This is a genomic window from Vibrio sp. 10N.222.54.E6, assembly GCF_041473955.1.
Lineage (GTDB): Bacteria > Pseudomonadota > Gammaproteobacteria > Enterobacterales > Vibrionaceae > Vibrio > Vibrio tasmaniensis_A.
This window is the reverse complement of the sequence record NZ_JBFRTD010000006.1, coordinates 215,027-227,172: the sequence shown is the minus strand read 5'-3', so window position 1 is coordinate 227,172 and position 12,146 is coordinate 215,027. Positions and strand designations below refer to the sequence as shown.

Genomic DNA, 12,146 nt, shown 5'->3' with positions numbered 1-12,146 from the left:
AAGTAGCCAAAAGATAACGTATTGAGAGAATTTAAGTACGCACCTAGATATAACCTATCAAGTTACCGAAAAAACGAGGTTATATAGTGGTATGATCGCGGGCTCAGCACCATAAGTGATAAAGAATAGGAAACAGAATGACTCACCTTACAGAGCAGCAAGAAGCTGCAATGGCGACGTTTAAGGAAAACTTACACCTTCCAAACGGTGGTTTTCATAAACTGATTATCGAGCTAAGTAAGGAATATCAGCTGCCTTTCCAAAAGGTGCGTGCGGTTTTAAAGAAAGCTCAAAAAGATGTTGAACGACAGATACGAGAAGACTTTAACAGTGTTGATGACACAGTTCTGAGCCAAGAGAATTGGGTAAATATCATTAAGTCGAAGCTTGTTGAGTTAGCGGAAGAAAACCAAACGGTGATGGATAAGCTGCAACAAAACCTGAAGTATCAAAAAGTGTTGTCGGCAACCAATGGTTCAATCGCAAGTGAAAACGAGCGTGACGAGTTGATTGAAGAGTTGATTCAAGCTTATGAGAAAGAGGTGTTCAAACCTTTACTGGCGATGCTGCATACAACAAAGCTGTATTGGAAGTTAATGCTGGTGGATGAGACATGTAAGATGAATGAGGAGAATCGTGAGAAATTCAGCGATTACCCTCAACACATGCAAGCTGCAGAACACTTATATACTCTTGATCAAAAGTTAAGGTCGATGCCGTTAACTTATTAGTCCATGAATGCAATGACAATGACTCATTGGTGATTCAGAGTTTGATATAAGTTGGTTTCAATAGAAGCACGATAACCTAGCTAGCGTTAGCCGCGTGTGAAATGCAAAAAGGGCTAGGTTTCTGATCTGTTTTACTTCTACTCTATTTTGTTCTGCTAGAGCGAATTGAGGGTGACATCTTTTACATCTTTGGGACTAGGTGGTGTTTCTTTTGTAGCTTATGGGAAATGCTATAGGAGTGTGAAATGTCCTAGGGTGTTTCCGTTGCCTGAAACGATAGTTCCGATGCTTTCTCGTTCATTAAATTCAAAGTCGATGAGATAACTGTGATGTTGTAGCTTGGGCAATATGTGGCGGTGGAGTATATCGCTATTGAGCTGTCGAATCTCGGTGACCCATGAAATCTCTTCTTTGTGTAAGTCTATTTTAATCTTGAGCATTTATTACCTTTTAGTTTATTGACTGTTTTTTCGCGTGATAGTTGGTACCAATGGGTTTGTCGTGTTGTTCTGCGTGACATAACTGTGCCTTGTGTTTATTACATTTGTATTTAAGTGATCGATCTATTCTGACTTCGCTGATAAAAGAGCGAATGACGAGAGATCGGTAGTAGGATCGAATTTAAAAGCTATTGAATGACTATCTGGGTGAAAGCTGACGCAGAGATGGTGTAACGAGGGAATCGAGAACTGTCTATGTGGAACTTGGACTTACTTTAGCATTAACAGCTCTATAGATTAGAGCCAGGTGGCGAACTATACGCCTAGTTTTTTAAATTACAACCCTATTTCTAATTAAATTTAAAAATATTTTTGAATGATTTGCCGTCGCTTATTGATAGTTAAATGAACGAAGGACAGGGGATTGACCAAGGTATCTGACTGAGGCTCTGTTTTGCACCGCTTCGTATTCTTTGTCATTGGTGGTTTTAATTGAGGTATTAATTTAGTGGTGGTTAAGTGTCTGTTATACTTGGTCTTTACATTGTAAATTACAATTTGTGACTCTGAGGTTTAGCGTTGTAATTATGAGGTTTAGCGTTGTAATTACAGGGTTTTCGGACATTTTCCCCCATCAGGTTTTTTCTTCAGATTGATGATCATTTTCCTCTTCGCACTTTTTGCTATTTTTGATTCCTAATATATCTCCCGACTACGCAAAACATGAATACTCACTTTTACATTTCTGAATAATAAAGTTGTTGTGTCGCTAATTTAACGCAAATATAATTGATAATAGTTCTCACTTGCGTTACAAGTTTGTTGTCAAAGCAATGACAGACTTTAAATTATCGTTATTTAGCCGTTGTGTACGCCCCATGCTCATCTATGAGTAATGTGACTTTTATTGTCATGAGTGGTGGTTTGTATCCTTGGCAAAGGAAGACACATGAAGAAAACAATCAATTCAGTTCGTCAGTTATTGGGTGGGCTTGCTATCGCTCTTGCATCATCATTGATAATGACCGCTCAAGCGGAAACAATCACTATTGAACACGTAAAGGGCACGGTGCAGTTTACCGAAGTACCACAGCGCGTTGTAGTACTTGGCTTTGGTAGCTTAGATGTGCTTGATCAGATTGGTATACAGCCAGTTGGCGCGCCTCACAGCCTAATGCCTGACTATCTAGCTTCGTACAAAGATACGACGGCAAATACGGGCTCATTGAGTGAACCTGATTTTGAAGCTATCTACATGCTGAAGCCTGACATCATCATTGCCGAAAACCGTATGCTTAAGGTTTACGATCAACTAGCAAAAATAGCTCCGACCATCATGTTCTCTATTGAAGGTGACAAATACTGGGCTGATGCTCAGCAAAACTGGCGCGCGTTAGGCAAGCTCTTCGGTAAGCAAGCTAAAGTAGAAGCGCTCATTAAAGAGACTCAAGCGTCTATCACGGCGGTTAACGACAAAGTCGCGTCTGACGAAACGTCAGCAATGATGCTAATGAACAACGGCAACAACATTGCGATGTTCAATAAGGGCAGTCGCTTCTCAATCATCTTTGATGACTTTGGCTTTGTGGAGTCAAAGAGTGCGACAGTGGCTCCGATTAAAGGGAATCACGGCAATCTAATCTCGTTTGAATATATTGCTGACGCAAAACCTGAAGTGCTTTACGTGCTTGACCGCGAAAAAGCGATCGGTAAGTCAGAAGGGCGCGCACAACAGCTGTTTGACAACCCACTGGTTGCAGCAACACCTGCAGCGCAGCAAGGCAACATCGTTTACCTTGATTCAAGTGCTTGGTATCTGGTAGGTGGCGGCGTAACAGCGATTCACAGAATGTTGGGTGACATTGAACGTACGATTCAATAGTTACTAGTCATCAGATTCTCGGGCTTATAAGAGTGTTCTTATAAGCCCTTTTTCACTTTTTTATACGGTCTCCCCGATCCTACCTTTAGTATTACTTCTATGTTAAAACCCATTGCAGCTGCTGTATTTCTTGTTGTGTTATGCGTTGCGTCATTAATGATTGGAGTCGCTGAGATCAGTTTTAGCGATTTTTTCAATGGCAACCAACACGCCAACTCTATTTATGTTGTTAGTCGGATCCCTCGACTGTTCGCGATTGTGCTTGCCGGTGCTGGCTTGAGTGTTGCTGGCTTGATAATGCAACAGATTGTTCAGAATAAGTTTGCTGCACCTTCTACGATGGGCACGATTGATTGCGCCATGTTGGGGTACATCGTCGGTATTCTGGTGCTGGGTAATGCCGCTCAATGGAGCTACTTAGGCTTTATCTTTGCGTTTGCGGTGTTAGGCACCATGCTATTGGTCCGCTTTCTACAACACTTGAAGTTCAAGAATGCGGTGTTGGTACCTTTGATTGGCATCATGTATGGCAACGTTATTTCCTCTCTAACAACCTTTATCGCTTACAAATACGATTTAGTACAAACCATGTCAGCTTGGACGATGGCGAACTTTGCGAGTGTATTGCAAGGCAGCTATGAAATCCTTTACCTCGCGGTTCCTGCATGTGTGTTGGCTTATTACTTTGCGAGTCAGTTCAGTGCGGCAAGTATTGGTGAAAGCTTCGCAAAAAACATTGGCCTCAATTATCAGAAGATCGTCTTCATTGGTGTGGCATTGGTTGCTATCTGCGCCTCTTCTGTAGTGATGATCGTCGGTGTTATCCCATTCCTTGGCCTTATCGTGCCGAATATCGTGTCGCTGATGATGGGCGATAACATGAAGAAGATTCTGCCTTGGACAGCCTATTGGGGCGTGATCTTGGTATTGGTTTGTGACTTGTTAGCTCGAATCGTCATCTTCCCTTATGAGATACCAATCTCGATGGTAATCAGCATCTTTGGTGGCTTGATTTTTATCTACCTAATCATGAGAGACAAGTCGAATGCGTGATTCAGTAAAAATTGCGATTCTGGCTATCGCGTCTTTGGGGATGGCGGCAGTATTTGTGGGGCAAGGACTTACGTGGGATAACTACGAGTTCTTCTTATCTTTGCGACTACCAAAACTGCTGTCGATTGTGTTGGCGGCGGTGGCGATCTCTGCATCGTCATTGGTGTTCCAAACCATCACTAATAATCGAATTCTAACCCCATCCATCTTGGGCTTTGACAGTCTGTATATGCTGGTTCAAACGGTGCTTCTGTTTGTGTTTGGCAGTACCAGTTTCTGGGTGATTGATTCAATCGCAAACTTTTCATTGTCTGTGACTGTGATGATCTTGTTCTCGTTTGCGCTGTTCCATTTTTACTTCAAGAGCAAGCGAAACAACGTATTTACACTGTTGTTGATTGGTATTGTGTGCGGCAGCGTATTCTCAAGCTTGGCTAACTTCCTTGCGATGTTGATTGACCCGAACGAGTTTGCCGTGCTGCAAAATGTGATGTTCGCGAGCTTCAATAACGTGAAAGGTGAACTGGTTTACCTCAGCCTTATTCCACTGGGTTTGAGCTTGCTTGGCCTGTGGTTGTTGGCTCCCAAGCTTGATGTGCTTTGGCTTGGTGTTGATAACGCGACAAGCTTGGGCGTTAACACCAAGCGATTGACTCAGATTACCTTAGTGATTGTGTCAGTGATGGTCGCAGTATCGACGGCTTTGGTTGGCCCTGTGCTGTTCTTTGGTTTAATCACCGTGAGCTTAGCTCGTCAGATATTCAAATCTTATCAACATCGTGTGCTTATCATCGCGAGCAGTTTGTTAGCGGTCGTTCTATTGGTTTCAGGCCAATGGTTCATTGAAAAAGTAATGGCGTTTGAAACCACTGTGAGCGTGATCATTAACTTGGTCGGCGGTTTGTATTTTATGTTCTTGTTGTTACGCACCAGAATTCAGTAAAGGTAATAAGTAGTGATTAAATTAACAGGTTTGAGTAAGAAGTATGGCAAGACACTTGTGGTGGATGATGCCAGTGCCATGTTCCCTAAAGGGGAAGTGACTTCTATCATTGGCCCAAATGGTGCGGGTAAAAGTACTCTGCTTTCTATGGCGAGTCGCTTAACCGAAAGTGATGCGGGCGAGGTCGTTATTGGCGATAAATTACTGGCTGAATGGGATACCAAAGAGCTTGCGAAGCACCTTGCTGTGTTAAGACAATCAAACAACATCAATATGCGATTTACGATTCGTGAGTTGGTCTGTTTTGGGCGTTTCCCACATTCTCAAGGTCGCTTGAAAGACGAAGATCATAAGATCGTCGATACGGCACTAGAGCACCTTGGCATTACCGATATCCAAAACAGATACCTTGATGAATTGAGTGGTGGTCAGCGTCAAATGGCGTTTATCGCGATGGTTGTGGCGCAAGATACGGATTATGTGTTCTTGGATGAGCCACTAAACAACCTAGATATTAAACACTCGGTTGAAATCATGCAGACGCTACGTCGCCTAGCGCATGAGTTTAATAAGGCGGTCGTTATCGTGATTCACGACATCAACTTTGCTTCTTGTTACTCAGATAACATTGTCGCGATGAAGAGGGGCCAAGTGGTTAAGTCGGGCAAGGTCTCTGAAGTGGTTGAAAAGTCAGTGATGGAGTCGATCTACGAGATCCCATTTGAGATTCGTGAGTTCGATGGTGTTCGAATCTGTATGTATTATTCAGGTCGTTAGGTTGCTGGTTCGCTAGGCTATTTGATTCTCTAATGACTTAAGTGAAAAGAGCTCCCGAGTGAGGAGTTCTTTTTGTCTTTGCCAGTTTGTATTTTGTTAATAAAAGGTCTGGATTCAAAAGTAATCTGTATAATTTCCTTTGTATTATAATGACTTAATCGACGTAATATTGACTGGTCATACTTCGACAAACGTTGGTTTGATGTCACTCGAAGATCTACTCTTCATTTTCAATAAACAATTGCTATTTTTTCTGATTAACCTCTAAAAATCGTTCTACACTATATTTATAACTGTTTGATTTTTATACGAGGTATCAATGAGTCGTAAACCCATAGTGTTAGTCGTAGATGACACCCCAAGCAATTTGGATGTGTTGACTGCAATACTTAAAGATACCTATCAAGTCAAAGTAGCAATTAACGGTACCATTGGCATCAAGATAGCCAAGATGGTGCCTCAGCCAGACCTCATTCTCCTCGATATCATGATGCCTGATATTGACGGTTATAAAGTTTGCAGACAGCTCAAAGAACAGCCCAACACCGCGCATATCCCCATTATCTTCGTTACTGCCAAAATTGGACCTGAAGCCGAAGTAAAAGGGCTCTCCTTGGGGGCTGTAGATTACCTAACCAAACCGATAACCCCTGCTATTGCACTCCAGCGTGTGAAAACGCATATCGCACTTTATGACCAACAACGCGCGTTGTTTAGTCAGGTAAAAGAGAAAACTCAAGAGATCAATCTCGGTAAGCTAGAAACACTGAACATACTGGGTAGAGCTGCTGAATTTAAAGACAATGAAACAGGCATGCACGTTAAGCGTATGAGTCACTACTGTGAAGTGCTAGCTAAAGCCTTGGGAATGACTGACGAAGATGCCGAGACGTTGCGTGATGCAGCACCAATGCATGATATTGGCAAGATTGGCATTCCCGATAGTGTGCTGCTAAAGCCTGGTAAGTTGGATGCCGGTGAGTGGAATACCATGCAGAAACACGTCGAGTACGGTGTTGAAATTCTTGGTAGGCAGAGTGATTCCAAACTGATGCGTATGGCGATTCAGGTGGCGCAATATCATCATGAGAAATGGGATGGCAGCGGTTACCCAAACCAGATCGCGGGTGAAGAAATTCCTTTGGTAGGAAGAATCGCTGCGGTGGCTGATGTGTTTGATGCCCTGACAGCAGAGCGTCCTTATAAGAAGGCTTGGAGTGTCGATGAGGCACTGAGCTTGTTTGAAGAACAGAAAGGCAAACATTTTGATCCAACTATCGTTGATCTGTTCTTTCTTAAGTTGCCCGAGATTCTTGCGATTAAAGAGAAGTTTAGCGATGAGTGATGGCTTGATGTTGTCACTAAATCGTTTTGTATTATCTCTTATCATTGGCTTATTGGTGTGGTCACTAGTCATTCGCAGTGTAAACGCGGCTGAAGTGACCGATGCTAAGTTAAACCAGTGGTTGGAAAACCAACCGACCATCACATTTATTGCGCTTTCCGACCATTACCCGTACTCATTCATCGATGACGACGGGCTGGTTTCTGGGATCATCAAAGATTGGACATTGGATCTTGAACAGCGTTTTGGTGTCCATGTTCGGTTTATCACAGTTAACTCGCGCGTCGAGGCCAAAGCGGCGTTAGTCGATGGGCGAGGCGACGTGTTCCCATTCCAACAGTTCGACCCAAGTGAAGGTGGACGTTTTCTTGCAAGTGATCCCTATATTCCTTATCAGGTGGCTGTGATAGTCCCTATCGACAAAAAACTCGATGGAAATCTAGATCAAAATAATAAACGCCGCATTGCGATGGTAAATGAAAACATAGACTTGGAGCGTGCAGGAGTGAGGTTGAGCTCTATCGAAAGAGTCGATTTTGAGAATGTTATTGATGCGGTGCGTGCGTTAGGGTCTGGTGATGTTGAAGGCATGGTCGGTGAACCTATCACCACTATGGATCTTGCGAAAAAGATTGGCGTTCATGATCTAGCGGTCAACTATGTTTTGGAGCATTGGAAAAAGTTAGAAGCGTCGATGGTGATTCGAAATGACGAACCAGAGCTACTGACGCTAATCAACAAACAAATTGAAACTTTTGACGTTGCAAATAAGAACCAGATTTTATCAAAGTGGCTAGATACCTCTCCTTATCGAGTGCCACTAAAAGGCGTATTTGGCTTTGGCAACCCTCCGTATATGTATCCAGACAGCACCGCGGTCGGGCTAGAACACGACATTATTCAACGTGCCCTTAATGATATGGGGTATAAGCTGGGTGACGTTGTCACTCTCCCTCCTAGTGCCGCTAGAAAGGCCATCGACAACAATAATTCTATTGCCTTTGTTTCTGGCGTTCAGTTTGATGATCCTAATGCTCATTTCCTAAGTGATAAAGTTCTTAATGTTGAGTTTGTTCCTGTTTCACTGACTCGCCGCAAGCTCAAACTTGAGTCTCAGAACGACCTATCACTAGGGGCGTTATTGTTCGACGAGACCTCACCAATTAAAAAGTCTGTTGAAGTACTGAAGGGTAAGTTAGACATTGGTCGTGTCGAAGATTACGAAGGTCTTGAATCGGCATTCTCACAATTGAGGGCTCAAAATGTTGACCTGTTAATGGTTGAACGAAGAGTTCTGGAGTGGTTTATCACCAATACTCGTTTTATTGAAATGGCAGAGCTAACGTTACATGACGAGTATAAAGTTGAGTATCCGATCTATGTTGACTTTAAGAGTGAGGAAATCAGAGACAGCTTCAATGCCGCGATTAACAACCTTAAACAGGCCGATGACGGTTTAAGCCAAATTATCGAGATGCAGGTTCAGAATGATCTAAGCCAAGTGCTTAAAAAGGCGAATATCATAGCGCAAATATCCGCGTATTTTATCGTCAATGACCGCTTTGAAGAGTTAACCGAAGTTTTTGAAATTTTCGATACGGACAGTTCATTTCAGGTGATCACTGCACAGGCGGATAATAGTAATCGTCCAATCAAATCTTGGTACATCGGTAACCTAGTTGATGAATATGGAGAGAAGAAAAACACCTCTCACTTTTCATCAGTCACCAAGGTCGCAAATTATCGAACCAAAGGAGGGAGCACCAATTCTGGTTCGATGACTTTCTACTTTGATGTTCAGTCGTTAGAGCGGAACCATGTTTATTTTCCATCAGTCGAACAATTTAGTTCATTCGGAGATGCGGCGAAACGCTATATTGCGGATGTTTATCAAGCGAGTAATTTGACAGGAGAGATCTTAAATCTAAGCCAAAAAGAGAGGAAGTGGATCAAAGACAATCCGGATGTTCGGATAGGTATCGATCCAAATTCGTTGCCTTATGAGGCGGTATCCAATACCGGTGAATACATCGGTATGATTGACGATTACCTAACGCTCATTGAGCAGAAAACAGGGTTAAGTATCAACCATGTAGACGTTGCAAGTTGGTCTGAGACCCGAAGCTTGGTTGATCATCATGAAGTAGAACTGGTCTCCGCAGCACAAGAGAACCGTTCGTTAGGAGACAACGTCAAAGCAGTCAAGAGCCTGTTTTCAAGCCGTTTAGCTATTGCATCGAGACGAGACATAAGTAGCTTGGTGCTTGAGGAAGCTGAAGGATGGAAAATCGGTATCTTGAAGAACGCAGCAAATACCGATGCGATTGTCGGGAAATACCCGAATATTGAATGGGTGAAAGTAGAATCCACTGAAGATGGGCTTAACCGACTGGATGATGAAACCCTAGATGGCATGATCGATACTGTCGAAGTCCTAAACTACCTCATTGATTCATTTGGTCATCGTGAGGTCGGAATTATCGGACGACTTGATTTTTTCCTTTCTCCAACCTTACACGTCATTAAGTCTGAACCTTTGCTTTATTCCATTGTGAATAAGGCGATTGAGAGCATTTCTGCTGAAGAACGTCAAAAGATATCGGCGAAGTGGGCAGCGCCAAAAGCGATAGAAAGAGTTGACTATGAATTGGTTTATACCATTTCAGGTTTTGCTTTGGTGATCGTTTTACTTATCGTTTTCTGGAATCGAAAACTCTCGAAACAAATAAGCATTGCCAATGATGCAACAGAGGCGCTTAAGAAGGCTCAGGAGCAGCTCTATAATATGCTTAACAGCTCTCCTATCGCCGCGAGTGTTGTGTTTGAAGAGAAAGTTCGTTATGCCAACGATACTGCGAAACGGCTGTTTGGGGTTGAAGGTCTTGATCTTGATTCTATCGATGTAGATTCTATTCATGACTCTTTATCCGTTCGGGATGATGTACATAAGGAGCTAATGCTCAATGGCAAGGTAGTAAACCGGGAGTTGGTGCTTAGAAAACCTGATGGAACCCGTTTCGTTGCGCTCGTCAGCTATTATTTGTTTGAGCTAGATGGCGAGATAGCCACGCTATTTTGGGCATTCGATATTTCAGAAATGAAGCGCCTTAATGAGCAATTAGAAGAAGAGAAACAGAGGGCCGATTTGGCGAGCCAAGCTAAATCGGAATTCTTAGCCAATATGAGCCATGAAATTAGAACGCCAATGAACGCTATTATTGGTTTGTCTTATCTGGCGATTGGCGAAATATCTAATCCGGTCGCTCGAAATTACATCGAGAAAGTGCACCGTTCGGGGCATTCACTGTTAAGCATCATTAATGACATCCTCGACTTCTCTAAGATAGAGGCGGGACAGCTTGTCATTGATAGCATCCCATTTGATCCCGTGACGACATTCCAAGATGTCATTGAGTTGATGGAACCCAAAGCGAATGAGAAGCAACTTAACTTGTCTATGTCGATAGATCCAGAGTTAAACACTCCGTTGATTGGTGACCCATTAAGGCTGTTCCAAGTAATACTTAACCTTGTTGGTAATGCGATTAAGTTTACGGAAACTGGCAGTGTCTCGTTAACTGTAGCCCTTGTTGAATCAGATGATAACAGTCTGACTATGAAGGTGATGGTGGCCGATACTGGCATAGGAATTTCTGATGAGAATCTACACAAGCTCTTTGAAGCATTTAGCCAAGCCGATAGTACAACCACGCGCCGATTCGGTGGCACAGGGTTAGGACTCAATATTAGTCAGAAATTGGTTCGTGCAATGGGTGGCCAAATTAGTGTTGGGAGTGTTTTCGGGCAAGGCAGCGAGTTTTCGTTTGTTCTAACATTGCCAAGATCAAGTGTTGAAGAATTGGCAGAGTTTAAAGCCCAAGAGCTGCAACTGGATTACCAGATAGAGTTCAAAGGTCAAAAGGTATTGCTCGTTGAAGATAATGAGTTAAATCAAGACTTAGCCTTGGCATTCTTCACCCGCTCTAATCTGAATGCCGACTTGGCAGAGAATGGAAAAGAGGCACTGGAGTTAGCTCAAAGCAACGAATACGAGATGATCTTTATGGATCTGCAAATGCCGATCATGGATGGTTTCGAATCTACACGTTTGATTCGTGAGTTTGATAAAGATGTACCAATTATTGCGATGTCGGCCAATGTGTTTGCTGATGCCAAACAGCGAGCGCGAGAGGCTGGAGTCACGGACTTCTTGGATAAGCCAATTATCATCGATAAAGCCACCTCTTTGATTACGAAATACATCGTGCCAGAGGTTCTGGTTGAAGGTAAAGCGTCATCAGAGTCGCCTTTAGTTAGGGTGCAAGATAGCAGCTCTAACAGTTCGACATTAAGCTCTGATACTCTGATGGTTCTCCCTGTTTTCTCATTGCCAAGGTTCGGTCAGCTGACTCATCATGATGTGAAACTTCAAGAGAAGATGCTTGGTAGATTCTGCCAAGGGGCGCCTGACATTATGTCGGATACCTTCGACAACCTAGTGCAAGATGAATGGGTGACGTTAGAGCGGAACCTACATACGTTAAAAAGCATGGCGGCTTCTATTGGCGGGTTGCAATTGGCTGAACAACTCGGTGGTCTTGAAAGCAAAGCGCATAACAAGGCGTGTGATGAGCAGGATCTTAAACAAGCTGAGCTTGGGTTAATCGAATTGATCAAAACGGTAGAGAGCAGCTTTGATGGCTCTGGTGCTCAAGGTGTTGAAACGGCATGTACTCAAGAAACTGAGGTGAGAAGCGCTGATGCATCGAATTCGCCTAATATCACTCAAGAGCAGCGTGCTAAGTTGTATTCGCTGTTGGATGCTTATGATAACGATGCGACCCAATACGTGACTGAATTACTGGCACAGTATCCATATTCAGCAGTTCTTAAAGATGTCCAAAGTGCGTTAGATAATTACGACTTTGAACGAGCCAAAGAGGTTCTGAGTGCTTCTGAGTAGCTGTCTTTTGAA

The 12,146-nt window shown here is 43.1% G+C and carries 8 protein-coding genes; 7 read left to right on the top strand and 1 reads right to left on the bottom strand.

The window, feature by feature from the left end; all coding sequences use genetic code 11:
* Positions 1-137 precede the first annotated feature (137 nt).
* Positions 138-731 (top strand): hypothetical protein, encoded by a 594-nt coding sequence (locus tag AB4513_RS02125; protein WP_102257600.1) that lies wholly within the window; start codon positions 138-140, stop codon positions 729-731.
* 230 nt (positions 732-961) lie between these two features.
* Here AB4513_RS02125 and AB4513_RS02120 read toward each other — a convergent pair whose 3' ends face one another.
* Complete coding sequence (locus AB4513_RS02120) at positions 962-1,171, bottom strand: hypothetical protein (RefSeq protein ID WP_004731601.1); 210 nt, start codon at positions 1,169-1,171, stop codon at positions 962-964.
* A 949-nt stretch (positions 1,172-2,120) separates the two neighbouring features.
* On the opposite strand from AB4513_RS02120, the gene AB4513_RS02115 reads away from it, so the two are divergent.
* From AB4513_RS02115 to AB4513_RS02090, 6 genes are all read left to right on the top strand, one after another.
* Positions 2,121-3,053 (top strand): siderophore ABC transporter substrate-binding protein, encoded by a 933-nt coding sequence (locus AB4513_RS02115; RefSeq protein ID WP_029223728.1) that lies wholly within the window; start codon positions 2,121-2,123, stop codon positions 3,051-3,053.
* 99 nt (positions 3,054-3,152) lie between these two features.
* Positions 3,153-4,106, top strand: a complete 954-nt coding sequence (locus AB4513_RS02110; protein ID WP_009844852.1) for an ABC transporter permease — start codon at positions 3,153-3,155, stop codon at positions 4,104-4,106.
* On the top strand, positions 4,099-5,049 hold the full coding sequence (locus AB4513_RS02105) for an iron chelate uptake ABC transporter family permease subunit (RefSeq protein ID WP_012600923.1): 951 nt from the start codon (positions 4,099-4,101) through the stop codon (positions 5,047-5,049). The genes AB4513_RS02110 and AB4513_RS02105 overlap by 8 nt, the downstream gene beginning before the upstream one ends.
* A 12-nt stretch (positions 5,050-5,061) precedes the next feature.
* On the top strand, positions 5,062-5,826 hold the full coding sequence (locus AB4513_RS02100; RefSeq protein WP_102257601.1) for an ABC transporter ATP-binding protein: 765 nt from the start codon (positions 5,062-5,064) through the stop codon (positions 5,824-5,826).
* Positions 5,827-6,145: 319 nt separating this feature from the next.
* Positions 6,146-7,171: an HD-GYP domain-containing protein gene (locus AB4513_RS02095; RefSeq protein ID WP_009844855.1), complete on the top strand. Its 1,026-nt coding sequence runs from the start codon at positions 6,146-6,148 to the stop codon at positions 7,169-7,171.
* On the top strand, positions 7,164-12,134 hold the full coding sequence (locus AB4513_RS02090; RefSeq protein ID WP_009844856.1) for an ATP-binding protein: 4,971 nt from the start codon (positions 7,164-7,166) through the stop codon (positions 12,132-12,134). The genes AB4513_RS02095 and AB4513_RS02090 overlap by 8 nt, the downstream gene beginning before the upstream one ends.
* The last annotated feature ends 12 nt before the right edge of the window (positions 12,135-12,146 follow it).